This window comes from Mycolicibacter terrae (assembly GCF_010727125.1).
Lineage (GTDB): Bacteria > Actinomycetota > Actinomycetes > Mycobacteriales > Mycobacteriaceae > Mycobacterium > Mycobacterium terrae.
Genome location: NZ_AP022564.1, coordinates 114,316 through 138,934 on the forward strand (window position 1 = coordinate 114,316; position 24,619 = coordinate 138,934).

The 24,619-nt window shown below is 66.3% G+C and carries 22 protein-coding genes; 10 read left to right on the forward strand and 12 right to left on the reverse strand.

Annotated features, from left to right (window positions below; translation table 11 throughout):
• Window positions 1-18 precede the first annotated feature (18 nt).
• A complete protein-coding gene (locus tag G6N23_RS00620; protein WP_085259925.1) occupies window positions 19-1,011 on the forward strand; it encodes a stage II sporulation protein M in 993 nt (330 codons plus the stop codon).
• Window positions 1,012-1,045: 34 nt separating this feature from the next.
• Here the strand turns inward: G6N23_RS00620 and G6N23_RS00625 are convergent, their stop codons facing one another.
• From G6N23_RS00625 to G6N23_RS00650, 6 genes are all read right to left on the reverse strand, one after another.
• A complete protein-coding gene (locus G6N23_RS00625; RefSeq protein WP_085262294.1) occupies window positions 1,046-2,101 on the reverse strand; it encodes an IS110 family RNA-guided transposase in 1,056 nt (351 codons plus the stop codon).
• Between the two features lie 298 nt (window positions 2,102-2,399).
• The gene (locus G6N23_RS00630; RefSeq protein WP_085260354.1) at window positions 2,400-3,719 is read right to left on the reverse strand and encodes a DUF58 domain-containing protein; all 1,320 of its coding nucleotides are present in this window, start codon (window positions 3,717-3,719) and stop codon (window positions 2,400-2,402) included.
• A complete protein-coding gene (locus G6N23_RS00635) occupies window positions 3,716-4,693 on the reverse strand; it encodes an AAA family ATPase (protein ID WP_085260353.1) in 978 nt (325 codons plus the stop codon). Before G6N23_RS00635 ends, G6N23_RS00630 begins: the two co-directional genes overlap by 4 nt.
• Window positions 4,690-5,799 carry a DUF4350 domain-containing protein gene (locus G6N23_RS00640; RefSeq protein WP_085260352.1) on the reverse strand — a complete coding sequence of 370 codons (1,110 nt, stop codon included), beginning with the start codon at window positions 5,797-5,799 and terminating at the stop codon, window positions 4,690-4,692. The genes G6N23_RS00635 and G6N23_RS00640 overlap by 4 nt, the downstream gene beginning before the upstream one ends.
• Window positions 5,796-6,404, reverse strand: a complete 609-nt coding sequence (locus tag G6N23_RS00645; RefSeq protein ID WP_085260351.1) for a DUF4129 domain-containing protein — start codon at window positions 6,402-6,404, stop codon at window positions 5,796-5,798. Before G6N23_RS00645 ends, G6N23_RS00640 begins: the two co-directional genes overlap by 4 nt.
• A gap of 9 nt (window positions 6,405-6,413) precedes the next feature.
• Window positions 6,414-7,664 carry a DUF7847 domain-containing protein gene (locus tag G6N23_RS00650; protein ID WP_095174057.1) on the reverse strand — a complete coding sequence of 417 codons (1,251 nt, stop codon included), beginning with the start codon at window positions 7,662-7,664 and terminating at the stop codon, window positions 6,414-6,416.
• A gap of 25 nt (window positions 7,665-7,689) precedes the next feature.
• On the opposite strand from G6N23_RS00650, the gene G6N23_RS00655 reads away from it, so the two are divergent.
• The 3 genes from G6N23_RS00655 to G6N23_RS00665 all read left to right on the forward strand — a co-directional run bounded on the left by G6N23_RS00655 (window position 7,690) and on the right by G6N23_RS00665 (window position 10,869).
• The gene (locus G6N23_RS00655; protein WP_085260350.1) at window positions 7,690-8,154 is read left to right on the forward strand and encodes a GatB/YqeY domain-containing protein; all 465 of its coding nucleotides are present in this window, start codon (window positions 7,690-7,692) and stop codon (window positions 8,152-8,154) included.
• A gap of 7 nt (window positions 8,155-8,161) precedes the next feature.
• Window positions 8,162-9,955, forward strand: coding sequence for a glycoside hydrolase family 15 protein (locus tag G6N23_RS00660; protein ID WP_085260349.1), 1,794 nt, complete (start codon window positions 8,162-8,164; stop codon window positions 9,953-9,955).
• A 263-nt stretch (window positions 9,956-10,218) separates the two neighbouring features.
• Window positions 10,219-10,869 (forward strand): S1 family peptidase, encoded by a 651-nt coding sequence (locus G6N23_RS00665; protein WP_085260348.1) that lies wholly within the window; start codon window positions 10,219-10,221, stop codon window positions 10,867-10,869.
• Between the two features lie 558 nt (window positions 10,870-11,427).
• Here G6N23_RS00665 and G6N23_RS00675 read toward each other — a convergent pair.
• Window positions 11,428-11,685: a DUF3297 family protein gene (locus G6N23_RS00675; protein WP_085260346.1), complete on the reverse strand. Its 258-nt coding sequence runs from the start codon at window positions 11,683-11,685 to the stop codon at window positions 11,428-11,430.
• Between the two features lie 582 nt (window positions 11,686-12,267).
• Window positions 12,268-15,354 (reverse strand): MMPL/RND family transporter, encoded by a 3,087-nt coding sequence (locus G6N23_RS00680; RefSeq protein ID WP_085260345.1) that lies wholly within the window; start codon window positions 15,352-15,354, stop codon window positions 12,268-12,270.
• A 373-nt stretch (window positions 15,355-15,727) separates the two neighbouring features.
• On the opposite strand from G6N23_RS00680, the gene G6N23_RS00685 reads away from it, so the two are divergent.
• Window positions 15,728-16,369 (forward strand): TetR/AcrR family transcriptional regulator, encoded by a 642-nt coding sequence (locus G6N23_RS00685; RefSeq protein WP_085981140.1) that lies wholly within the window; start codon window positions 15,728-15,730, stop codon window positions 16,367-16,369.
• Window positions 16,370-16,460: 91 nt separating this feature from the next.
• On the opposite strand, the gene G6N23_RS00690 is transcribed toward G6N23_RS00685, so the two are convergent.
• Window positions 16,461-17,102 carry a TetR/AcrR family transcriptional regulator gene (locus G6N23_RS00690; protein ID WP_011895470.1) on the reverse strand — a complete coding sequence of 214 codons (642 nt, stop codon included), beginning with the start codon at window positions 17,100-17,102 and terminating at the stop codon, window positions 16,461-16,463.
• A gap of 102 nt (window positions 17,103-17,204) precedes the next feature.
• On the opposite strand from G6N23_RS00690, the gene G6N23_RS00695 reads away from it, so the two are divergent.
• Window positions 17,205-18,074 carry a metal-dependent hydrolase gene (locus G6N23_RS00695; RefSeq protein WP_011895469.1) on the forward strand — a complete coding sequence of 290 codons (870 nt, stop codon included), beginning with the start codon at window positions 17,205-17,207 and terminating at the stop codon, window positions 18,072-18,074.
• A 179-nt stretch (window positions 18,075-18,253) separates the two neighbouring features.
• The gene (locus tag G6N23_RS00700) at window positions 18,254-18,802 is read left to right on the forward strand and encodes a hypothetical protein (RefSeq protein ID WP_052537336.1); all 549 of its coding nucleotides are present in this window, start codon (window positions 18,254-18,256) and stop codon (window positions 18,800-18,802) included.
• Window positions 18,803-18,833: 31 nt separating this feature from the next.
• On the opposite strand, the gene G6N23_RS00705 is transcribed toward G6N23_RS00700, so the two are convergent.
• The 3 genes from G6N23_RS00705 to G6N23_RS00715 are packed head-to-tail and all read right to left on the reverse strand — an operon-like array spanning window position 18,834 to window position 22,032.
• Window positions 18,834-19,409 (reverse strand): carboxymuconolactone decarboxylase family protein, encoded by a 576-nt coding sequence (locus G6N23_RS00705; RefSeq protein ID WP_041800308.1) that lies wholly within the window; start codon window positions 19,407-19,409, stop codon window positions 18,834-18,836.
• Between the two features lie 35 nt (window positions 19,410-19,444).
• Window positions 19,445-20,542, reverse strand: a complete 1,098-nt coding sequence (locus G6N23_RS00710; RefSeq protein WP_043985022.1) for a zinc-dependent alcohol dehydrogenase — start codon at window positions 20,540-20,542, stop codon at window positions 19,445-19,447.
• Window positions 20,539-22,032 carry an acetyl-CoA acetyltransferase gene (locus tag G6N23_RS00715; protein WP_041800306.1) on the reverse strand — a complete coding sequence of 498 codons (1,494 nt, stop codon included), beginning with the start codon at window positions 22,030-22,032 and terminating at the stop codon, window positions 20,539-20,541. The genes G6N23_RS00710 and G6N23_RS00715 overlap by 4 nt, the downstream gene beginning before the upstream one ends.
• Window positions 22,033-22,212: 180 nt before the next feature.
• Between G6N23_RS00715 and G6N23_RS00720 the strand changes: the two genes are divergently transcribed.
• The 3 genes from G6N23_RS00720 to G6N23_RS00730 are packed head-to-tail and all read left to right on the forward strand — an operon-like array spanning window position 22,213 to window position 24,241.
• Complete coding sequence (locus G6N23_RS00720; protein ID WP_172733885.1) at window positions 22,213-22,806, forward strand: TetR/AcrR family transcriptional regulator; 594 nt, start codon at window positions 22,213-22,215, stop codon at window positions 22,804-22,806.
• A 48-nt stretch (window positions 22,807-22,854) separates the two neighbouring features.
• Window positions 22,855-23,289: a PaaI family thioesterase gene (locus G6N23_RS00725; RefSeq protein WP_011895463.1), complete on the forward strand. Its 435-nt coding sequence runs from the start codon at window positions 22,855-22,857 to the stop codon at window positions 23,287-23,289.
• Window positions 23,290-23,341: 52 nt separating this feature from the next.
• Window positions 23,342-24,241 carry an alpha/beta fold hydrolase gene (locus G6N23_RS00730; RefSeq protein ID WP_011895462.1) on the forward strand — a complete coding sequence of 300 codons (900 nt, stop codon included), beginning with the start codon at window positions 23,342-23,344 and terminating at the stop codon, window positions 24,239-24,241.
• Window positions 24,242-24,619: the final 378 nt, after the last annotated feature.

Consider the following 24,619-nt stretch of genomic DNA (forward strand, 5'->3'; position numbering starts at 1 on the left):
GAGGTTAGGCTCGACGCCGTGGATGTCGACGCCTTCGTGCTGACCCATCGCCCCAGCTGGGATCGGCTGGAGTCGCTGGTCAAGAACCGTCGCAGGCTGAGCGGCGCCGAAGTCGACGAACTCGTCGAGCTCTACCAGCGGGTGTCGACCCACCTGTCGATGGTGCGCTCCTCGGCGGCGGATACGGCGCTCATCGGCCGGCTCTCCGGTCTGGTGGCGCGCTCGCGTGCTGCGGTCACCGGGGCGCACGCCCCGCTGGCCTCGGAGTTCGTGCGCTTCTGGACGGTGTCGTTTCCGGTGGTCGCCTACCGGGCCTGGCGGTGGTGGCTGGCTACCGCGGTCGCCTTCCTGGCCGTCGCGGTGATCATCGCCTGCTGGGTGGCCGGCGACCCCGACGTGCAGGCGGTGATCGGCACGCCCGCGGAGATCGACCGGCTGGTCAATCACGAGTTCGCCGCGTACTACAGCGATCATCCGGCCGGGTCCTTCGCTCTGCAGGTCTGGGTGAACAACTCCTGGGTGGCCGCGCGCGCCATCGCGTTCTCGGTGCTGCTGGGCCTGCCGATCCCGGCACTGCTGTTCGCCAACGCCGCCAACCTCGGGGTGGGACTCGGGTTGATGTTCCACGCCGGGAGGGGCGGGTTCATGCTCGGCCTGCTCGCCCCACACGGCCTGCTGGAGCTGACCGCGGTGTTCCTGGCCGGCGCGGTGGGCATGCGCTTGGGCTGGATGGTGATCGCACCGGGGGACCGGCCGCGCGGACAGGTGCTCGCCGAGCAGGGCCGCGCCGTCGTCGCGGTCGCCGTCGGCCTGGTGGTGGTGCTGGCCGTCTCCGGGTTGCTCGAGGCGATGGTGACCCCGTCGCCGCTGCCGACGTGGCTGCGGATCGGCATCGGGGTTCTCGCCGAGGCGGCGTTTCTGGCCTACGTGGTGCACTTCGGGCGCAAGGGTGTTGCCGCCGACGAGACCGGCGACATCGCCGATGCACCCGACGTCGTCCCCACCGGCTAGCCCCTTTTTTGCCGCGAGCAGCATTGCTCCTATGTCAAGTAGCGGCGGCGTGGGGTGTGGGGTGTCGTGATTTCTCGTCGGCGTGGAGGTGGTTGTAGACGACGCGGGTGAGTCGTCGTTTGAGGCAGCGGAGAGCTTCTTTGGTGGAGTCTCCTTGGGCGAGTCGTTTGCGGTAGTAGATCTGGCCGGGGCTGTCAGTGAGGCGGGCTTGCGTGATCGCGATGCGGTACAAAGCGGCGTTGAGTTGTCGGTTACCGGATCGGTTGAGGCGGACTCGGCCGGCGGTGTGGCCGGACCAGGCGGGGATGGGGGCGGTGCCGCTGTGGCAGGCGAACGCGGCTTCGCTTTTGAAGCGGGTGATGCCGGCGGTTTCGCCGACGAGTTTGGCGGCGGTCAACGGGCCGCAGCCGACAAGTGCGAGCAGGTTCGGTGCTACCGCCTGCACCGTGTCGGTGATGCGTTGGGTCAGCGCAGTGATCGTCATGGTCAGTCGGATGATGTCGCCGAGTTCGTCGGTGGCCAACTCAGCCAGTAGGCCGTCGACGGTGGCCAGCCAGGCGGCCAGCGCGATCTGGGTCTTTGCGCGATCCAACGATCCCTTCTTGGGCGACTGAGCCGGATCGAGTTCATGGATCCGGCCCAGGAACCGGTTGATCGTTGCTGTGCGTTGTGCCACAAGGTCTTCGCGGCGGTCGACCAGTAACTTCAATTCCCGCGACACCTCGTCGTGGCCGGCCACCGGCAGGTCAGGGTGGCGCAACACCGCCCGTGCCACTGCCAAGGCATTTATGGGATCGGACTTGCCTCGGGTGCGGGCGCCCGCGCGTTCGTGAGCCATTAGTTTGGGTGCCACCCGCACGACCTTTTGGCCGGTGGACAGCAGGTCACGTTCGAGGCGGGCCGACAGGTTGCGGCAGTCCTCGATACCCCACAACAGGTCGTCGCCGAGGGTGGTCTTGGCCCAGGCCAACGCTGCCAGGTGGCCCTCTGTGGTTGCGGGTACGGCTTTGTCTGCAATTTTGCGGCCCACTTCGTCGACGGCGACGAAAGTGTGGGTGCGCTTGTGTACATCGGTCCCAATGACCACCATGGACGGTGCCTTCTTTCATCTCGACGGGGATGCAAGGAAGGTTGGGCCGGCCGGCGGACACATCTCAGTCGGGGGCGGTGCCACGCTCCTATCAAGTCACGCCGGTCGGTCCTTCCCACCTGGTGCCGGCAGAATGCTCGCTGGTCGACCTCGCGGGCGACAGTGCGTGTCTGAGCCAAACACCAGGTGCGAAGAACCCAACCACCGCAACGCGGCGATCACCACCCTGACACTGAGTGCGTGTCTGCACAGCGACACGCCGCGAATCGTGGCATTCTCCGCACGCTCGCGCGCCTGATCAGAGCTGCCCGGCGGCCTTCATCGCCAGGTAGGCGTCGGCCAGCGCCGGCGCCAAATCGTCGGGCGGGGCATCGATGACCAGCACGCCGCTGCGCCGCAAGCGGGCCGCCACCGCCCGCCGCTCATTGCGGGAGCGTTCGGCGGCCCCCGCGTCGTAGACCGCGGCGGCGTCGCTGCGTCCACCGGCCAGACGCTCCACCCGGGGATCGGCGACCGCGGCCAGGATCACCTGGTGTTCGGCGGTCAGCTTCGGCAGAACCGGCAGCAGTCCTTCCTCTAACGCGGAAGCGTTCAGGTCGGTGAGCAACACCACCAAGTTGCCGCGGCGCGCTCGCCGGGACAACGTGGCCAGCATTGCCGCAGCGTCGGATTCGACCAGCGTCGGTCGCAGCGGTGCCATCGCGTCGACCAACTGGGCGAACAACCGGGTGCGCGACGCCCCGAACACCCCGGCCCGGGTCACCTGATCGTGGGCGAGCAGATCGACGTGGTCACCGGCACGTAAGGCCAACGCCGCCAACAACAGTGCGGCATCCATCGACCAATCCAGCCGCGGCCAGCCCGCGGGGTCCCGCGCGGTCGGGTCGACCCCGATCCGGCCCGCCGCGGTCCGGCCGGTGTCGAGCACGATGACGACCCGCCGGTCCCGCTCGGGCCGCCAGGTGCGCACCACGACGTCGGAGCGCCGCGCGGTGGCCCGCCAGTCGATTGAGCGCACATCGTCCCCGACGACGTATTCACGCAGTGAGTCGAACTCACTGCCCTGGCCACGGACCAGCGCCGGCAGGTTCCCGTCGATCTCCCGCAGCCGGGCCAGCCGCGCCGGCAGATGCCGGCGGGACAGGAACGGTGGTAGCACCCGCACCTGCCCGGGCACCGCCCGCGACCGCTGCCGCCCCGCCAGCCCCAGCGGCCCGACCGAGCGCACCGTGACCCGGTCGGCGTGCTGCTCACCGCGCCGAATCGGCCGCAGCTCGGTGAGCACCCGGTGCTCCTGGCCGGCGGGCAGGTCGAGGCGATGGGCGCGTGGCGAGGCGCAGGCACTGGGCGGCCAGGCGTCGCGCAACTGCCCGCGGACCCGGCGGCCGCCGTTGACGATCGACACGGTGGTGACCACCGATTGGCCGAGTCGCACCGCGTTTTCCATGGACCGGGTGATCCGCAACCCGCCCGGATCGCCCGCCAAGGCGACGTCGAGCACCACCGCGACACCCAGGCCGGCCAGCAGCACGGCGAACGCCGTCGCCGGCCAGGGGGCCAGTGCGACGGGCAGGCCGCAGACCAGTGCGACCAACGCGGTGCGGCCGGTCAGGATCACCAGCGCGGCACCGGAACCGAGGCCAGGATGCCGTCGAGCACGCCGTCGGCGCTGGCGCCTTCGAGTTCGGCCTCCGGACGCAACATCACCCGGTGCCGCAGCGTGGACCGGGCCATCGCCTTGACGTCATCCGGCGTCACGTAGTTGCGCCCGGACAGCCACGCCCAGGACCGCGAGGTGGCCAGCAGGGCGGTTGCGCCGCGCGGCGAGACACCCAGCTGCAGGGCCGGGGAGTGTCGGGTCGCCGTGACCACGTCGACGATGTAGCCCAGCACCTGGTCGGCAACCAGCACCTGGCGCACCGCGGCGCGACCGGCCGCCAGATCCTCGGCGCCGGCCACCTGCGCGACCGCGGACAGGTCGTGCGGGTCGAATCCCTGCGCATGGCGGGCCAGGATGTCGATCTCGGCGTTGCGTCCCGGCAGCGGGACGGTCAGCTTGAGCAGGAAGCGGTCGAGTTGAGCTTCCGGCAGCCGGTAGGTGCCCTCGTACTCGATCGGGTTGGCCGTGGCCGCGACGATGAACGGGTCGGGCAGCGGCTTGGCTGCGCCATCGACACTGACCTGCCCCTCCTCCATCGCTTCCAGCAGTGCCGCTTGGGTTTTCGGTGGGGTGCGGTTGATCTCGTCGGCCAGCAGCAGGTTGGTGAAGACTGGCCCGGGTCGGAACACGAACTGCGCGGTGTTGGTGTCATAGACCAGCGATCCGGTGATGTCGCCGGGCATCAGATCCGGGGTGAACTGGACCCGTTTGAAGTCCAGCCGCAACGCCGCGCTGAGCGTGCGGACCAGCAGCGTCTTCGCCACGCCCGGAACGCCTTCGAGCAGCACGTGGCCGCGGCACAGCAGGGCGATCATCAGGCCGCTGACCACAGCGTCCTGGCCGACCACCACCTTGGCGACCTCGGTGCGCAACGCCAGCAGCGCCTCGCGTGCCGCCGCTGCCGCCGGATTGTGCGGGGGAGTCTGAGTCACGAGTGGGTGACCTGCCTTTCGATGTCGTCGAGTGCCTGGGCAAGACCGACCAGTGCGACGTCGGATTCCGGAGGTGGTCCGAACAGGCAGTGCCACAACCAGTCCGGGTGCATCCCGATGCGCTGGGCCGCCGCCGCGACCAGTGCCGCCGGATCCGGAGCAGGCCCCAACCCCAGCCGCGGGGCGAGCCGCCGCAGGGTCGCGGTGCGTAGCGCGGCCGCGGCTCGGTCGCGGGCCCGATGGGATCGGTAGAGCCTGCCGAGACCCTCCACGGTCTCCGACGCGCGCACGACGACCGGCATGCGCTCGGCGACCAGCGGTCCGAGTCGGCGACCCTTCCACAATGCGGCCAGCGCAAGCACCACGCACAGCTGCCAGAACAGCCATCTCACGTTGTTGGGGATCAGTTCGAGAAGCGTTGCGCTGCCCGATGTTCCGCCTTCGATGTGTTGAGGTGCATACCAGACCAGGCGCTCGCGCGAGCCGGCCAGGTTCATCGCCAGGGCGGCATTGCCTTCGCGGGCCAGGTCGGTGTTGGTCATGAAGGACGCGCTGCCGATCACCGTGATGGTCCGATCGTCGCTGCGATAGCGAACCAGTGCACCGTCGTAACAACTGAGCACCGAAATACCTTGAACCGCACCATAAGTCGCAGTGGTACCCAGGTCGACCGCCCCGGCTCGTTCGGCCTCGCGCAAGCTGCAGCCGGGCTGGCGGGTGAACGAACGTGCGGGGCCGGACCGAATATCGGGCGTCAGGGTTTTGCGTGCCCGTGCGTCCGGCGCCACCAGCAGCAGGTCGCCGGGAAGGCCGGTCAGCCGGTTCAACAGCTCGGCGCTGACGATCCGCTGGGTCTCAGCCACCAGCACCAGCGCATCGGGTCGCGCCGCGCGGGTGACGTCCTCGACGCTGCCGGCGACCACCACCTCGATGCCGCGGTCGCGCAACAGCGCCACCACCGCGTGTGCGCCGGCCGGGCCGGTGGCGTTCGGATCCATCCGGCCGCCCGGCCGGGTACCGGTCAGATAGCCGCCGGCCAGCGAAACCACCACGATCACAACAAGAACCAGCGTGCCCCACAGCCACATCCGCCGGGTGGCCGTCATCGGTACTGCCGCCGCTGCGTCGTGGAGCGCATCTGCTCGTCCAGTTCGGTGACGATCCGGTATCCCTCCGGGGTGGCCGGCACCTCGCCGTAGCTGACATCGTTGAACGTCTCGGCTGCCCGCAGCAGTCCGCCCGCCAGGTCGGGCAGGGCCGCGCCGGCGTCGCGGGCCAGCTCGGTGGCGGTGCGCCCCGGGGCGGGATGGAGCACCCCGTTGTCCTCGAGTGCGCGGGCCACCGCCCGCAGCCGGTGCCGGATCGCCTCGGCCCATTCGCCCGACGCGGCGCAGCGCTGCGCGGTCGCGCGGTGTTCTGCGGCGCTGAGCTGCGTCGTGCCGAACAAGGGCCGGCCACTGTCGCCGTCGCGCAGCATGCGCCGGCCGACGTGGACGGCAGCCACCACCGCTGCCGCGAGCACGATCATCAGCACGCTGATGGTGAACCAACCGCCCGGCAGCTCCGCGCCCTTGAGTATCAGCCGCCTGACCAGCGTCTCGATGAAGTCGATGAACTGCTGCTTGGGCGACGGCCGCGGGTAGATCGGTTTGCTCAGCTCACGTTCGGCCGCCTCGCGGGCGGTTTCGCGATCGATGTCGACGGTGGGCACCTGGTGTCCTCACCACGGTGGCCGGGTCAGCCACAGGTGGTCGGTCGACCCGCCGCCGTACGGCCCGCTCGTTACGGTGGTCCGCAGCACCAGGTCGAACGCCTCGGAGCGGATGCGGCGATCGGTGTACAGCAGCACCGCCACACCGGCGGTGAAGGGCAGCACGATGATCTGGCCGATCGTCGCACCTATGCGGGAGAACAGGCCCAGCTGCGCCGTGCCGGTCAGGGCGTCCGCACCGTGTGTGACCGCCATCCCGATGATGTTGAACGGAAACGCCACCGCGCTGCTGACCAGGGAGGCGATCAAAGCGGTCAGGACCATGATGCCCAGGACGCGCCAGAAGCTGTTGCGTACCAGGGCGAACGACCGGCGCATCGCTTCGAAGACCGGTTGCCGCTCCAGCACGATCACCGTCGGTGCGAACACCAATACCGCGTAGCCGTATCCCAAGACCGCGACCAAGCCCAGCACCAGCGGCAGGCCGACCAAGACGGCGGCCCCGGTGCCCCCGGCCCCGGCGGCGACCGCGATGACGAACGCGGCGAAGCCGCACAACACCGCTGCTGCCAGCCCCACCAGAGCGGTCAGACCGATCAACGCCGCAAAACGGGTGCGGACGATCGCCCAGGCTTCGCCGACGGTGATCGGTGAGCCGAACACCGAGCGCCCGACGACGGCGGTCAGCATGCCGGTCAGCACGATGGTGCCCAGGGCGGTCACGATGGCGGCCCCGGCCGCCCCGGTCAGCCACGCCGCCACGTCACCCCCGGAGATCTCGGTGGCCGACTGCCCGCTATGTGCCGGCCCGACCGCTGTCAACAGGCCGAACAGCGCGATCCCGCTGATGATCTGGGTCGCCACCACGACGATCGCGGTCAGCCCGAGCACGACCGCCGGGTTGGCCCGGACGTAGCCGACCGCACCGTTGTAGATGTCGGTCAGGCTGAGCGGGCGCAGCGGGATCACCCCGGGTTTGAGCTCAGGCTGCGGGTATCCGGGCTGCGGCCCGTATCCCGGTGGTGGGCCGTAGCCGGGAGGTGGTGGGCCGTATCCCGGGGGTGGCGGCCCGTATCCCGGGGGTGGGCCGTAGCCGGGCGGGGGCCCGTAACCCGGAGGTGGCGGGCCGTAGCCGGGCGGGGGGCCGTATCCCGGAGGTGGCGGGCCGTAGCCGGGCGGGGGGCCGTATCCCGGGGGTGGTGGGCCGTAGCCGGGCGGCGGGAAACCAGGGCCGGGATAGCCGGGCGGCGGATTCACCATATGGCTGAGCGTAGCGTTATGCGGCATGGCGGAACTCAAATCGAAGTTGCGTGCGGACCTGACCCAAGCGATGAAGGCGCAGGACAAGCTGCGCACCGCGACCCTGCGGATGCTGCTGGCAGCGATCCAGTCCGAAGAGGTCTCGGGCAAGCAGGCCCGCGAGCTGACCGATGACGACGTGCTCAAGGTGCTGGCCCGCGAGGCCCGCAAGCGTGCGGAGTCCGCGGCGATCTACACCGAGAACGGCCGTGGTGAACTCGCCGCCGAAGAACACGCCGAGGCCAGGATCATCGCCGAATACCTGCCCGAACCGCTCAGCGATGCCGAGCTGGCCGACGTAGTCGACACCGCGCTGGCGCAGGTGGCCGAGCAGATCGGCGAACGCCCGCACATCAAGCACATGGGCCTGGTGATGAAGGCCGCCACCGCGATCGCCGCGGGCAAGGCCGACGGCGCCCGGCTGTCGGCCGCGGTCAAGGAACGCCTCTAGACCACCGATGGTGTCGGCGCCGCTCGAGGACTATGCGCTGCTGGGTGACCTGCATACCGCGGCGCTGCTGGGCCGTGACGGCAGCATCGACTGGCTGTGCCTGCCCCGCTTCGACTCCCCGGCCTGTTTCGCCGCGCTACTGCACGACGAGTCCGCCGGCCACTGGCGCATCGGCCCGGCCGCCGGCGGGCCGGCCACCCGGCGCGGCTACCGCGGCGACACCCTGATCGTCGACAGCGAATGGGACACCCCGGACGGCACGGTGCGGGTCACCGACTTCATGCCGCCGCGCGGCAAGAACGCCGACGTCGTCCGGATCGTCGAAGGCGTCTCGGGGCGGGTGCCGATGCGGATGGATCTGGTGATCCGGTTCGACTACGGCAATGTGGTGCCCTGGATCCGCCGCAGCGACTACGGGCTGGTCGCGGTCGCCGGACCGGACACGGTCTGTCTGACCAGCCCGGTCACCATGCGGGGCGAAAACATGACGACCGTGGCGGAATTCGCGGTGCCCGCCGGCGAGAAGGTGCCGTTCGTGCTGACCCACACGCCGTCGCATCTGCTGCCCGACGCCGCGCGTTCCGAGGCGATTCGCGCGCTGGGGAAGACCGTGTCGTTCTGGCAGAACTGGATCGACCAGTGCCGGTACCAGGGCCAGTGGTCCGATGCGGTGCGCCGCGCGGTGATCACCCTCAAAGCGCTCACCTACGCCCCCACCGGGGGCATCGTCGCCGCGGCCACCACTTCACTACCGGAATGCCTTGGCGGGGTTCGTAACTGGGACTACCGCTACTGCTGGCTGCGCGACGCAACCTTCGCCCTGCAGGCGCTGCTGAGCACCGGCTACGTCGCCGAAGCCAAGGCCTGGCGGGAGTGGCTGGTGCGCGCGGTGGCCGGCGACCCGGCCAAACTGCAGATCATGTACGGCCTGGACGGCACCCGCCGGCTGCCGGAGCAGACCCTGGATTGGCTGTCCGGTTATGAGGGTTCGGCGCCGGTGCGGGTCGGCAACGGGGCGGCGGGGCAGTTCCAGCTCGACGTGTGGGGCGAGGTGCTCGACGGGCTGAACCTGGCGCTGGATGCCGGTCTGGAGTGTGAGGACACCGCCTGGGATATCCAACGCGCCCTGCTGGATTTCCTCGAGGGCAACTGGGACCGGCCCGACGCCAGCCTCTGGGAAGTCCGGGGCCCGCAACGGCATTTCGTGCATTCGAAGGTGATGGCGTGGGCCGGGGTGGACCGCGCGGTGCACGCGGTGCAGACCCACGGCCGGGAAGGCCCGGTCGACCAGTGGCGGGCGCTGGCCGCCGCGATCCACGCCGACGTGTGCGAGCACGGCTTCGACGCCGACCGTGGGACGTTCACGCAATCCTATGGGTCTGCCGGCCTGGATTCGGCGCTGCTGCTGATTCCACGAGTGGGATTCCTGCCGTGGCACGATCCGCGGGTTGCGGGAACCGTCGACGCGGTGCAGCGCGAACTGTCCAGTGACGGCTTCCTGAGGCGCTACCAGACAGACGGCGAGAGCTCGGTGGACGGCCTGCCCGGCAGCGAGGGCGCATTTTTGGTGTGCACCTTCTGGCTGGCCGACGCGCTGCACGGCATCGGCCGCCGCGACGAGGCCCGCGCACTGTTCGAGCGACTGCTGGGCCTGCGCAATGACGTCGGGCTGCTCAGCGAGGAATACGACACCGCGGCTCGCCGGCAGGTCGGCAACACCCCGCAGGCCTTCTCAATGGTGGGGCTGGTCAACACCGCTCGGGCGCTCAGCGGGGAGTCGACCCGGACCCGCGACACCTAGTGGTCGGCGCGCCGAGAGCCTCCCGCATCGGTGCGGGGTTCCCGCGTCGATGTAGCTGGGGCCCACGTGTTGCTCAGTCGTGGTTGAAATGCGCCGAGAGCGCGATCAGGATCGTCACGATGATGAGGATCGCGACGATCGGAACCACCCACGGCAGTACTTCCATCACAACGCCAGGGTAGGACGGTGTCGCCGCGGGCGACATCATGATGTCTCGAGGGGATTCCTAGCCCACGTTTCGTGCGTTCGGATACCCTCGCCGGGTGGGTGCAAGGCCGCGCAACGGATGGACATCGAGCCTGCTCACGGCCGCGCTCGCGGTTGCGGGGCTGGTCTTCGCCGGCCCGGCGCCGGCCAACCCGACGGCCGGCATGGAGGTCGGCGACGACAACAGCGTCTGCACCGCCGGGTTCGCCGTCCAGGACCGCTTCGGCGACTACTACCTCTTGACCAGCGGGCATTGCGACGCCGGCGACGGCTCGGAATGGACCGATTCCGGCGCGGCACCGCTGGGCCGCATTTTCGCCAGCGAGAACAACGGCGACGACCGCGACGCGGCCATCATCCGACTTGCCCCGGGAACCCCTCCGCCCAGCGGGGGCGTCGACGGGCGCTACCACATCCGCGACGTGCTGCGCCCCGATCAGATCCAGGTCGGTATGCCGTTCTGCAAAGTCGGGTCCCAGACCGGCGAGACGTGCGGTGTCGTCACCGAAATAGCGGGCAACGTGGTGGTGACCAACCTGTTCAGTATCGAAGGCGACAGCGGCAGCCCGGGTTTCGTGACGAACCCGGACGGCAGCGTCAGCGCCGCGGGGATCCTGATGGGCGGGCCCGAAGACGACGACAACACCACCTACTTCATGATGGTCGAGCCGCTGCTGCGCGAGTGGCGACTGCAGATCCTGAACTGAGGCTTGCGCGGGGCCCTATTCGAGTGAGCCGGCAGTAAATCCGGTTACGCGCGCCTATGGTGGACGAATCAACACCGTTATGAGTGATCAGATGACAACAGAGATGAGACGGCAATGAGCCGATTGCTGCGGCACCGGGCCACGATGGCCGTGTCTGCCCTTGCCGCGACATCAGTGTCGCTGATCGGACTCGCGTCACCCGCCATCAGCGGGGCCGACCCCGCCGATGGCTGCGGCTACGGCATGTACTTCAACACAGAGACGAACCAGTGCGAGCCCGGGGGTGTCGACCCGCATCCGATCATCGGACCCGCCGGACCTATCGGCGTCGGTGTTGGTGGACCGGTCGGACCTGGTGGCGTTGTCGGTCCGGTCGGGCCCGGCCCGGTCGGACCCGGCGCGGTCGGACCCGGGCCGATCGGACCCGGCCGGCGCTAGACACCCCCGCAAAGGGTGATCCGCTCGGCCGACGGCACCTCGATGTCCTTCGAAGCTGCGTTCTGCAGCGCGGCACGGTCTGACGAACCCAGAACCGCGGCGGTAAGCCGAGGGCGTCCGCTATTCCGCTAAGCGGAAATAAGGTTCAACCGTGCCGCTGAGTTTGACGACCATCGGATTGCCGCGGCGATCCTTGGCGGTAGGGACTTCCACACGCACCCAACCCTCGGCCACGTTGTATTCGTGCACATTGGTTTTCTCGACGCCATTGAAGCGAATACCCACGTCGCGGCGGAGCACCTCTTCGCTATAGAAGGCGCTGCGCGGATCGATGGAGAGGTGATTCGGTGGAACGTCTGTGTTCTGGTCCTCGGACATGATGGCTTTCGTTGAATGCTGCGTTGAGCTCTTGGATTTGTTCTCTGAAAACCTACGCGACGAGAAGACCTGGTGTTCACTACGCCGGCCGGGGGAGTGCCGAGGGTCTCGATCCGGCGTCCACCGGTGTTCAAGCCCGCATGAGAGGGGTTGGCGGAAGTTGCGGACCACGACGGGAAATGCCCCGACCGGATTGACCAGCCAAAGCCCTCCACCTGCAACAACCTGAGTCGGGGTGGCGGGATTCGAACCCACGACCTCTTCGTCCCGAACCACGCCACCTGGGGTTTTGATGACGTTGGGTACGTTGGCCCGCGTAAGTTTTCCCAGCTCAGCTGCATTGGGTGGGTTGGCGCGCGCAGGAGTCGCGAAAATCTACTGCGGACTGCCTGCGGACTGAGACACCTTGGTGGTCAAGGCCGCCTTTGATTTACCGAGAGCGGGAACCTTGAAATCAGGATGTCAGTTTGGGCGCTTACCTCGACGGGCTTGCAACGCCAGATCACGACGGATCCGCAACCAAAGATCACGGCTGCGAATGACCCTCGCATTCCTCGCTTCCACTAGTAGTGCGTGGCTCATTTATTTCTGCGGGGCGGTGTCAGCTACTGGGGTCCGCGTTGCTTTGGTGGGCCACCAGCTGGCTTCGCGTAACAGTGTGGCGATGGCGGGCACGGTGAGGGTGCGCACGAGGAAGGTATCGAGCAGCAATCCGAAGCCGATGATGAGGCCGGCTTGGATCATGATGGCGACTGAGCCGACCATGAGGCCGAACATGCTGGCGGCGAATATCAGACCAGCTGAGGTGATGACGGCTCCGGTGTTTGCCACGGTGCGCAGGACGCCGACGCGGATGTTGGTCCCGGATTCTTCGCGGAGCCGTGAGACGAGCAGCATGTTGTAGTCGGCGCCGACGGCGACGAGGATGATGAATGCCAGTAATGGTACGGGCCAAGCGATTTCGTAGCCCAGTCCCCATTGGAATACCACAACGCCGATGCCGAGCGAGGCGAGGTAGTTGAGCACGACGGTGCCTAAGAGGTAGAGCGGCGCCAGGAGTGCGCGCAGCAGTAGGACCAGGATGACGCCGACGATGATTATGGTGGCGACGGCCAGTTGTGCGAAGTCGGCCCATAGGAATCGTTGGATATCGGAGTTGACGGCGGGGAAGCCGGCGACGGATACGGTGGCGTCGGCGAGCGACGTGTTGGGTCGTGCGGTGTTGGCGGTGTCGGTGATGCGGCTGGCGAGCTCCATGGCTTCGACGCTGTAAGGGTCGTGGCTGCTTTCGATCATGAACCGCGCGGTCTTGCCGTCCGGTGAGAGGAATTGCTTGGCAACATCGGTGAATTGCCGGTTCTCGAATGCATTAGCGGGCAAGTAGAAACCGCTCGAGGAGTCGGAGTCCGCCGCTGCGCGTGAGGAATTCTGTAGTTGGGTGGCGATCTGGCTCATACCGGACAGCATTTCGATGTTGCTGTCGGCGAGGGTGCGGACACCGGTCGCGAGTGCTTGAGCGCCGGAGGCCAGCTGTCCGATTCCCTCCTGTAGTCGGCGGAGGTTGGTGGCCAGGTCGTCGGGATCACCCAGGGCTCCGAATGCCTTGTCCAGCGAGGCGACTGCGTTCTGGACGTTGGCGAGGGTGCCACCAACGGTGGCATTGGTCGCGGGATCGTAGCGGTCCCCGAGGTCGGCGATCTGGTCGAAGAATCCGCTGTCGCGCAGGCTGACCAAAATCTTCACCTGGTCACGAATTTGGGCGCACTGCGGGGTGGCGGCACACCACGGTGAGGTGTTGAGCGCGCCCACGAGTGGATCGAGCTGGGTGATCGCGTTCTGCGCCTGGTTGGCCAGCGGTCGCAGTCCTGGGCCGGATTGGATGGCTTGGTCGACGGCGGGGGCGGTGGCGGAAAGTTGTTGCAGCAGCGGGCGGAACTGGTTGACCTGAGTTCCCGCGGATTGAGCTTGGGTGAGGATTCCGGCCAGTGGCGCGAGGGCGGTGCGCACCGTGCCATCGAGTTGGGCGAGGCCGTCGGCGAGCTGGTCGGCGCCGCCTGTGAGTTTGGCGAGGTCGTCTTTGCGTGAGTTGCCCTCGGCGACCGCGCCGGCCATTTTGTCGCCGATCTGGCCGTTCTGCCAGGCCAGTTCTGCTTGGTCGAGGCGCTCCCCGGTGGGGCGGGTGACTCCGGACACCCTGGTGACGCCGGGGATCTGGGAGACGCGAGAGGCCATCTCGTCGAGATCGGCCAGCCCCCTCCCGGTCCGCATGTCGGTCGGGTTCTCTACGACGAGGAACTCGCTGATGACGACGTCCTTGCGGAAGTGGCGGTCCAGAAGTTGGTAGCCCTGGTTGCTGGCCGTGGTGTCTGGTTGTCCCTTGCGGTCGTCGTAGCTGATTTTGATGGTCGCAGCGGCTGCCGATAGGGCGAGCAGGATGGCCAGGCTGACGATCAGCAGTGGCACCGGACGGCGGACCACGGCGACGGCGACGCTGTTCCAGTAGCGGCGGGTGCGATCGGATTTGGGTTCACCGATGCCGCGTTTGGCGGCTAGCGACAGCACGGGTGGCAGCAGGGTGACGGTCGCCAGAAATCCGAACAGCACGGCGATGGCGCACGCGGGGCCCAGGGCGGCGAAGACGCTGAGCCGCGCGAAGACCATGGCCAAGAACGCGAGTGCCACGGTGGCGGCGGACGCCAGGATGACGCGCCCGATGCTGGCGGTGGCGTGGATGATCGCCTGATCGGCGGGTACTTGGGCGCGGCGCTGCTCGTGGTACCGGCTGATCAGAAAAACTGTGTAATCAGTTCCGGCGCCGAGCAGGATCGCCGTCATGAATGCGACGGTGAACTGGGAGACCGGCATGCCCATCTCGCCGAGGGCGGATAGCACGCCGCGCCCAACCGCCAGGCTCAACCCGATTACCAGCAGTGGCAACAGCGCGGTGAACACTGACCGGTAGACGATCAGCAAGATCAGGGCGATCACGCCGGCGGTAGCGATCGAGATCAACAGCAGGTCGTGCTCGGCGGAGGCGATCATGTCGCTGAAGGTCGCCGGTGGTCCCGTCACTTGGACGGTCGTGGTCGATCCGGTGAACACCTCCGCGGCGATGTCGCGCACCGCGTTCAAGGATTCGGCTGCCGTGGGGTCTCCGAGGGTGCCGGTGACACCGACGGGCAGATACCAGGCTTTGCGGTCGGCGCTGACTGCCTGAGCTTCGGTAATCGGATCGGCCAGCAGGTCCTGCACCAGCAGGACGTGGTCGCCCTCGGCCTGCAACCGGCGCACGAGTTCGCCGTAGCGCTGCCGTGCAGTTGGAGTCAAGCCAGTGGGGTCTTCCATGGCGACGAACACCATGGTTTTCGAGCCTTCTTCGCCGAACGCGGCGCTCATGCGGTCAACCGTCTGCAAGGACGGGGCGTCGCGAGGAATGAGGTCCACCGACTGTTGGCGCACCACGGTTTCCAGCTGTGGGAACAGCAGCGCGAGAACCACCGCGGCGCCTAGCCATACCCCGATGACGAGCGCTTTGTGTCGGAGGGTGAACCGGGCCAGGGTCGCCAACCGTTCGCTGTACTCGCGAGTGTCGGCCGGATCGGTGGATCCGTTGGCGCGCCGACCAGGCCGCTTGGCCTGGCTTGGGGCATCTGCACTGCCGTCGGTCACTTGGCCTCCACTGGTAGCGATACTGCCGGTATCGGTACGCTACCGCACGTAGTGCAAGTGGTGACGGCGACCGGTGGGGGCCTCGCTCAAGAGCGTCATGAGTCGACTCCCTACGGGATTGCGGCGGGCCAGTCGGCCGCGAATACCTGCACGGCGTGCAGGGCGCCTCCTACCGCCACCGTCGCCAGTGCCGCACGATCACTGCTGGGGGCGGGAATGACGACAGCCGCTGCCACGTCTCTGAGAACTCGAAGTTTGAGCGTTCTGATCGTCAATCGCTGCCCTCCGCGGAGTCCTATGGTGGCACGCGCCCCCATTGGGGGCGGATGCTACCAAAGTGTTGCGACCTACTGTGGTTTGCCAAGATGGACATGTGCGGACGCGGTCGAAGAGATGGGGCGGGCGTACCGGTGCTGAACGCCGGGCGGAGCGCCGTCAGCGCCTCATTGATGCCGCGACGGAAATCTGGAGTGAAAGCGGTTGGGCAGCAGTCACGATGAGAGGAGTGTGCGCCAAAACCGGCCTGAACGACCGTTACTTCTACGAAGACTTCAAGACCCGCGACGAGTTACTTGTCGCTGCATGGGACGGCGTGCGCAACGAGATGCTCGGTGAGGTTTCTGCGACGCTCGCAGAACGCATCGGGCAGCCGCCGATGGAGACCATCCGCGTGACCATCGCCGCGGTGGTCGACCGGATTGCAGAGGATCCGGGCAGGGCGAAGATTCTACTGGCTCAACACGTGGGCAGTTCCCCGCTTCAGGATCGGCGCGCTGTCGCACTGCAGGAGGCGACACACCTGGTGATCGCAGCCAGTGAGCCACACCTGAGGCCGGAAGCCGATGAAACCGCCCTTCGGATGGACACACTGGTGGCCGTTGGTGGCTTCGTCGAATTGATCACCGCATGGCATGCAGGTTTGCTTGACGTCATCCAGGGGGAGATCGTGGAGCACACGAGTCGGCTTGCCGAGACGCTCGCCGAACGTTATTTGGTCGACGACGCTGGCCTCTAATGTTGTACAGCGGCGTTCATGTGTTCAGTCCGGAATGAAGCAAGCGGAGGCACCTCGACATTCGCGAAGCGCGGCCGGGAGGCGCCAGAAGCTAACTCTGAGGTTTGGCTTTGGTCGTGGCCGACTCGACTGCGTTCTGCAGCAGCACATAGCTGCCGAGGCTGCCCAGGAAACCTGCGCAGTGCTGAACGAGTTCATCGGTGGTGAACTCGAGTTCTCCGTCGAGCCAGCGGCGCAAGACTTCGAATAACCCACCCACACCCAATGTCGAGGCCAAATGGGCAACGCCCACTGCGGAGTCGGCGATGTCAAGGTGAAGTCTGGCCTCACGCAATACGAGGTCGGTGAAACCGGTCATCATGTCGCTGCGTAACTCCCGAAGCAGCGGCTCCGTTGCAGATTCCACGAACAAGATCCGACCCAGTCGAGGATCATTGTTGATCATGCTGACCAGCCCGCGGATCGGCGCGTACGCGAGCACCTCGGGTGGGGCGCCGGCATCGGGGATCGCGTCAACTATCACCTCCTGGAAGGTTGCGTAGAGCTGCTGGTAGACAGCTCGCAAGAGGGCGTCTCTGTCAGGGAAATGCTGATAGAAGTAGCGTGACGTCACGCCGGACTCAGCGCATACGGCAGTCACCGTGGCGGCGGCAACGCCGTGCGTGCCGATCAACTCCATCGCGGCCTCGATGAGACGCGTGCGCCTGTTCCGGTGACGCTCCTCGGCGGACATCCCGCTGTACACCCGCACCGATCGCACAACGCATAGCTTGCCATCTAATTCTGACTAGGCGTAAAGTCAGATCATCAGTGCCCATGACAACAGGAGAACAACATGAGCGACGATTCGTCCACACGGCCCACCACGCGGGTCGTCCCGAAGCCCCGCCGTGTCCGATTCGACATGCCTGCTGAGACCAGTCGGCAGCACTTCGTCGATGGCGACTTGGTGATGAGCCACTTTGTGTCCACCTTGTCGGCCACGTTCCCCGAAGGCGAAGACTTCTTCATCCGGTCAGTCCGCGAGTACCGGGACCACATCAGCGACGCTGACCTGAAGGAGGCGGTCAAGGGATTCATCGCTCAAGAGGCCACCCACCGGCACCAGCATCGGCTGCTCAACGATCGCCTTCAAGCGATGGGCTATCCCACCGAGGGGATCGATCGGCATATCAAGAAGTTGGTTGGCCGACTCGAGAAGCGTTTTTCTCCCAAGATGCGCCTGGCTGTGACGGCAGCCCTCGAGCACTACACGGCGACATTCGCCGAGATCATTCTCACCAGCGACGAAGCTCAAGAACTGATCGGCTACACCGAGGTGCGGCCGATTCTGCTTTGGCACGCACTGGAGGAATGCGAGCACAAGGCCGTCGCTTTCGATGTCTACGAGACGGTCGGTGGAAGCGAACGCACCAGGGTCTGGGGAATGCGGATCGCCAGTCTCCTATTGTTCACCGAGTTGGTCATCCAGACCACCCGCTCTCTGGCCGGCGATCGTGCCGCCTACAACCCGGTGCGGTTGCTGCGCAGCCTTCGAGCCTTCCGTCATAACCCGCTGTTCAGCCGAGCAGCGATTGAGCGCTTCCGTTCCTACACCCACGCCGGGTTCCATCCCGACGACTGGGATAGCGCAGAAATCCTCGAACGTTGGACCAAGGAACTCTTCGACGCCGATGGCGGCCAACAGCTACGGAGTAACGTGTAGGTCGACAAGTACTTTTGTGGTGAACGCCGCCATATGGAACGACCTCTTCACGAAGAAGTGCGTTGCGCCGTGGCCGCATCGCGCGTTCAGGCATTCCGCTGATGCGGGCGGAAGGGCCATTACCGCCGTCCCGTCAGCGTCCGAAGACGTCCCGGCAAATCTGCACACAAGTTGGCGCCGTGTCAGCGAGCGCGCATGTCTTCTACGAATTGCTGTCCGGAGTTGCGATGCCGTTCGCGTCGGTGATTGGTCCGGTGCCGGCAGCGACGGGTTGGGGCATGAGCACCGCAGTAGTACTTCGCATGGCGGAACGTGCCGATAAGCGTCACGAGGCTGTCCTCGGTGTTGTGAACGGCCTGTTCCTGACGACCGTGTTGGCTCACTTCATACACTGGCCGAAGCGCTGGAGATTTGGTGTGCCAAGCCTGTCCGAGTGCGAAGGACTATGCGGCCCAATCCTGGTGCCTTACAACGGTATTCTTTACATTTCGGGGCTCAGTGCTGTAGCCGGATTGCTGGAGAATGGTCGCCGAGGTGCGGTCCGTGGTGCGATCGTCCCGCTGCTGGGTGTTCCAGTTCTCCTTCGACTGCAGCGGATGGAATTCCGTCGGCTCAGTCTTCAGGCCCGGCGCAATCCTCGGTGGTGGAATCGCCGTCTGCAGATGCAACCGCCCGACCGTTCGACATCGTCAGATCCCGACCAACAGGTGCTAGGGGCAGAGTCATAGCACGGAGTCGACATGGCGAGCCGATCACCCTTCAGTCAACGGAGGGTCGAACTCCGTCAGGGGGCCATCCTTCGAGGCCGTCTTCTAGCGGCACGTGCAAGGACCGCAGCAGCGCTGAGAACAATCTCCAATTCCCGATCGCGGCGACGAGTTCGACGAGGACGGCCGGGTCCCCGTGCAACGCGCGCTGACACTCAGCCCAGGTTTCATCCGAGATGGTGCCGTCACGCAACGTCTCGTCTGTCGCCGCCAGTACCGCCCGCTCGGCTTCGCCGAAGTGGCCGGCGTTCTGCCAGTCGCGCACCCCGAGCAGGTCGCGTTCGGGCACATCGAGCAAGCGGGCAACCCTCCAGTGTTGCGTCCACTCATAGACCGAATCAGTGACCCAGCCGATTCGCATGATGATCAGCTCCCGTAGCCGCGCATCCAGCGCGCCTTTCCACAGCAACGCCTCCAGCATTCCATGCAATGCGACGGCTACAGGGGGCTGATGAAGCGCGATCCTGAAAACAGACAGTTCAGCCATGGCGTCCGGAATCCCGCATTGAGCGGCGCGCTCGCGGGCATCTGTCAGGGCAAGCATGTCAACCCGGCTTTGGCTGCTCACGGTGGATCCTTCCGGTTGGGCGCTAGTTGGCGCTGTCAGGCGATCGGCACAAAGACGTTGTGCAGAGCGGGGACCCGGTCCGGCTCGTTGCCGGCCAGAAGGTCGAGCAGCCCGGGCAGGCCGGCGAAACCGGTGATCTCGCGGTGCAATTCTTCGAAGGGCCAACGCCTAGAGACCAGCAGCTCGATGGCGCTCTGGTAGGCGGGGTAGTCGACCCCCAACGAACCGAAGATGCGTAGTTCCTTGAATACGAGCAGGTCTGGCTCGAAGCCCGGCGCTCCGCCGCCGCCGCGTGTGCCCGCGACCACCACGCGTCCGCCGGGCTGCGCGAGTGCGACGGCGTCCGCGAATGCGGCTGGCGCCTTCGCGGTGACGTCGACGACGACATCTGCGAGCCGGCCGGTCGCCATTTGCAGGGCCTGCGCCGGGTCGTCTTCGGTGACGTCGATGGTCAGGTCCACGCCGAACTGGTGGGCTGCGGCTAGCCGAGTTCGGTCGCGAGGGCCGACCCCGGTCATCGCGACGAATGCCGCTCCGGCCTCCTTGGCGGCTACGGCAGCACAAATCCCGCGGATCCCTGGTCCGAGGACCGCGACGACGTCGCCCGGGCTTGTCTCGGGCAACATGGCAGCCCATTTGATCCCTGCCCCAAGCGGATTGAACAACGTCGCGACGATCGGGTCGAGTCCGTCCGGGACCGGCAACGGCATGGAATCGAACGGCAGATGCAGGTGGGTTGCATAGCCTCCCCACAGGCCGGGCGGGATGTTCACGTCGACGAAGCCGAACATGGTGGCGAGGCCGTTGCTCGAGCACCTGCGATACTCGCCGCGGCCGCACGAGTCGCACTCCCGACACGATCGGAACACCTCGACGGCGACTCGCTGACCCACCGAGACGCCCCAACGCTCGCGCGCGGCGTCACCGATTCCCTCGATGACGCCGATGATCTCGTGTCCGGGGATGAAGGCGAACCCCGTCGGCAGGTGTCCGCTGAACTGCTCGTGGTCGGTTCCGCAGAGCCCGCACGCCTCGATCCGCAGGAGACCGGACTCGTCGTCGATGCGCGGCACCGGAAGATGCCGCCGTTCAAGGGTGCGCGGCTTGGTCAGCACGAGCGCGTCGGCGTTCACGACAGTTCGAATTCGACGTGTCCGTCCGCCTGCCGCACGGCGACTTGGTGTCCGACGCACATGTCTCGTGACATTGCCACCGCCACCTCGGCATCGTCACTGCGCGCCGCGACGCGGCGGCCGTCGGTCATGCGCGCGAAAATCGGCACCCAGGAGGGGCCTTGGTCACGGTCGTGCACGACGGTGTATCCATCTATGGTCGCCTCTCCGGATGCGTCGGCGGGAGAAGCGACCGGGAGGGAGGTGCCGTCGATCGCAGACTGCGCATCGGCCATGTCCGGAGTCTGCCATCCCGTTGGCGGTGGAGTCGCCGACCACAGACCCAGCGAGTGCTTTGTGATGTACCAGCCCAGTCCGGACACGAGCCCGACGGCGTCCGGGTCGCTCCTGCAGCGTCGCACCATCTCGACGATCGAATGGCTGACATAGTTGTTACCCGGCCCTCCGTGGTAGGGCAGTCCGCCGGTCACCGTGAACCCGCGGTCATCCGCCGGGTCGAGATCCAAGGCGTCGATCGCCGCCTCGACCGCGGAAGGAAAGCAAGAGTAGAAATCAAACCATCTAATGTCGTCGATGTGAAGTCCACTGGCCGCCAATACCGCCTTGCCGGCGGCCCTTATTCCGGCGGAACGACCCAGATCAGGCCGCTGAACCGGGAAATACACGTCGTTGCATGTGGCCGACGACCACGGGAAGACCCAACGATCACTGGGCACTCCGAGTTCCTCGGCGACTTCGGCGGCCATGATCACGAAAGCGGCAGCCATATCCACGGCGATGATGCTGTTGAGCAGCTTCGGGTACGGCTCGCACACCATCCGGTTAGCCGGGGAGACCGTGCTGAGCTCGTCTGCGCTACGGGCACGCGGAAACCAGGCCTGCTCGAGATGTCGGGACGCCTCAACCGTGAACGGAGCCATCAAGTCACCCAGCCAGCGGCGCTGTTCGTCGAATGTGCGGCCTGATCGGGCCGCGATCGCGGATTCGAAGATCGGGTACACCTCGTGCGGCCAATGTAACCCGGCGCCCACCTCGGCTTCGCTCAGTCCCGGGCGGGTGTCACCGAGTGACTCGTCCTGTGCTGCGATGGGTTTGGGCTCCAAAAGTGCGCTACCGGATGCGACTTTGCGTGCTGACGCGCCGCTTTCCGCTCCGACGATCAGAGCCGCGTCGCTGACGCCGCGCCAAATGCGGCGGCCGAGGACCTCGACCAGATACTGGGGGGTGTTGCCGCCGACCGGACAACTGATGCGATGATCCGGCGTCAGCCCAGTCGCTTCGGCAATCCTCGACGCGGGGTTGTCGCGTGGGATCATCAAGATTCCGGGCGTCGCCACGGTATCGATGCGATGCCCGATCGCGGCCGAAGCATCATGCAGCGCTCGACGCGCGGCCTCGGCGGCCAAATCGATGGGATCGACGGTGCCTTCACCGCGATGTGTGAGTTCACCGACGCCGACGACAACCGGAGTGCGTGGTGGGATGGCCAACGGTCAGATCACGCTCATCGTCGAGGTCTTCTATGCGACACGACTGCGATATTGTCACATCCGTTTCCATGCGACAACCGCGGGTGTTCGACAGAGCGAGTCCCTTGACAGGGCATACTCGTACCCGTGACGAAGAGATCGTTGCGGCGGGGCGACGCGACTCCTGGGCGAAACCGCGATATGGCGCGCGATCGCCTACTCGACGCCGCCGAAACGTGCCTGCAAGGCGAGGGGCTGTCGGGCACCACGATGGAGGATATCGCCAGGCATGCGGGCGTATCGCGCGCCACGGTCTATCGCTACTTCGCTAGTCGCGAATCCGTCGTATCCGGTGTCATCGTCCGCGCAGCGGAACGCTACCTGCACCGCACCAGCGGACGGATCTTGGCGCACACCGACTTGGGCTCTGCCATATTGGACTTCGTTGCAGTCACGGTGCGCGCGGCACGCCGCGAACCGATAATCGGCATGCTCTTCGCCAGCGACGATGAACTCGCCGGCGTGGGACTGGCCGAGGGAACGTCGGTGGCGCTGTTCGAACTCGTCGCCGAGTTTCTGCGACCCGTGTTCGCCGCACACTGGCATCAACTCGAAGCCGGCGTTTCGGTCGATGACGCCGCCGAATGGATTTTGCGCATCATCCTCAGCTTGCTCGCGGTTCGCGGCCCCCGGCACCGCAGCCCCGAAGGAATCGATGCTTTCTTGCGCCGATTCCTGCTTCCCGCGCTACTGGCCGACACTCACAGTTGCATTGCTGCGACAACTGCGGAGTAGTGTCTCAGCGATGGCATCGGTATCGCTGAACGAAACGAGGCGCTGACCATGGACTTCCCCCAGTTCAACAAGCAAATAGCCGAGGAGCTCCAGCACGCGGGGGGAACCTCGGGAGGGCTCGCCAAGTACTTGGACTTCCGCCACATCGAGTTCTCCGCCGGGAGACTGGTAGTGGAAATGGACGCCCGAGCCGATTTGTTGACTCCTTTCGGCACTCTGCATGGCGGATGCCTGTCAGCGATGGTCGACCACTGCTTGGGCGTGGTGTTCTATCCGGTGATCCCACCTGGGTCATGGGTGGCCACAACCGAATTCAAACTGAACCTCCTACGTCCGGTGTCCAGTGGAGTCTGCGTTGCGGTCGCCGACATCATCGCGCTGGGGAAGCGTAGCGGCGTCGCCAGGATCGACATCACCAATACGGGACGCCCGGTATGCGCCGCACAGGGAACAGTGACCGTCGTCGCCCAGAGCGCCTCGTGATCCGGTCGCGGAACGAGAACGCTGCCCAAGGCGACCATCGAGGACACAGCAAATGACCTCAACGTTCGAGCGCGTCCGCAACGAAGACGGAACCGCCCTTGCAGCCGATGTCTACCGACACGAATCCGCCCGCGCGGTCGTCATACTGCTGCACGGCGGTGGACAGAACCGCCATGCCTGGGCGACTACGGCGCGCCGCTTACACGCGCGCGGGTATACCGTCGTCGCTTACGACGCCCGCGGTCACGGCGACAGCGAGTGGGACCCCGATGGTCGATACGATCTCGACCGACTTGCATCCGACCTGCTGTCGATTCGCCGATATGCCAGCGATGGCCGCCCGCCAGCTGTCGTTGGCGCATCCTTGGGCGGCATGACGGTGTTGGGAACGCATTTGGTGGCGCCTGCCGATCTGTGGGGAGCCGTCGTACTGGTCGACATAACTCCGCGAATGGAGTTTCACGGAGCACGCCGCGTCGTGTCTTTCATGGGCGCCCATCCCGACGGATTCGATACGCTCGACGCGGCCGCGGACGTCATTGCCCAGTACAACCGGCATCGCGCTCGGCCCAAGAACTTGGACGGTCTCCGAAAGGTCTTGCAGCAGCGCGACGACGGTCGGTGGATCTGGCGATGGGATCCGGCGTTCATAGCTTCCAACTTCGAGTTCCTGCAGGGCGACCCAGCAACTGGTGCCAAAGAATTCGGCGCCATAAGCGACCTTCTCATCGAAGGGGCCCGCCGCGTGCGAGCACCAACGCTTCTCATTCGCGGCGTTCACTCCGACGTGACGTCGCAGCAGTCGGTCGAGGAGTTCCTCGAAGTCGTACCGCACGCCGAGGCTGTCGACGTTTCGGGCACGGGCCACATGGTTGCGGGCGACGACAACGACGCCTTCACTTCGGCAGTCGCAGATTTTCTCGACCGCACGCTGAACGACTCGTCGGACTGAGCGTCTTTCAGGGCCTTGCGATGGCCGCGGCCCGGCGACGTCAGGTTGTCAAGGCCTCACGAACCGCTTCCGTGAACGCATTCCTCGGGGGGGTTGCACATCCGCGGGTACGAAGGCCTCGATGCCAAACGAAAATACCGACAACGCCAGACCGAGCAACGGCCAGACCGACGAAGATGAGCTTCCACGTCCACACCTCCAGCGGGGCCCGGAGCACAAGACGCCGACCACGGAACTCGACGCTGCACACCCGGATCCCAACACCCCGCGGCTGTCATATCCGGCCGAAAGGCGAGGAGGTAGTTCCGGGATGAGTTCTATCAACGTCGCAACTGGCCGGGTTTTCAACCGTCGTCAACATCGACAATGAGATCGGCT

What these genes read in the sequence shown, in the direction of transcription:
- G6N23_RS00695 (WP_011895469.1), top strand. Translation starts at nt 17,205, where the DNA reads ATGAGCGACGATTCGTCCACACGGCCCACCACGCGGGTCGTCCCGAAG.
- G6N23_RS00690 (WP_011895470.1), bottom strand. Translation starts at nt 17,102, where the DNA reads ATGTCCGCCGAGGAGCGTCACCGGAACAGGCGCACGCGTCTCATCGAG.
- G6N23_RS00730 (WP_011895462.1), top strand. Translation starts at nt 23,342, where the DNA reads ATGACCTCAACGTTCGAGCGCGTCCGCAACGAAGACGGAACCGCCCTT.
- G6N23_RS00625 (WP_085262294.1), bottom strand. Translation starts at nt 2,101, where the DNA reads ATGGTGGTCATTGGGACCGATGTACACAAGCGCACCCACACTTTCGTC.
- G6N23_RS00650 (WP_095174057.1), bottom strand. Translation starts at nt 7,664, where the DNA reads ATGGTGAATCCGCCGCCCGGCTATCCCGGCCCTGGTTTCCCGCCGCCC.
- G6N23_RS00655 (WP_085260350.1), top strand. Translation starts at nt 7,690, where the DNA reads ATGGCGGAACTCAAATCGAAGTTGCGTGCGGACCTGACCCAAGCGATG.
- G6N23_RS00660 (WP_085260349.1), top strand. Translation starts at nt 8,162, where the DNA reads ATGGTGTCGGCGCCGCTCGAGGACTATGCGCTGCTGGGTGACCTGCAT.
- G6N23_RS00725 (WP_011895463.1), top strand. Translation starts at nt 22,855, where the DNA reads ATGGACTTCCCCCAGTTCAACAAGCAAATAGCCGAGGAGCTCCAGCAC.
- G6N23_RS00675 (WP_085260346.1), bottom strand. Translation starts at nt 11,685, where the DNA reads ATGTCCGAGGACCAGAACACAGACGTTCCACCGAATCACCTCTCCATC.
- G6N23_RS00640 (WP_085260352.1), bottom strand. Translation starts at nt 5,799, where the DNA reads ATGACGGCCACCCGGCGGATGTGGCTGTGGGGCACGCTGGTTCTTGTT.
- G6N23_RS00720 (WP_172733885.1), top strand. Translation starts at nt 22,213, where the DNA reads ATGGCGCGCGATCGCCTACTCGACGCCGCCGAAACGTGCCTGCAAGGC.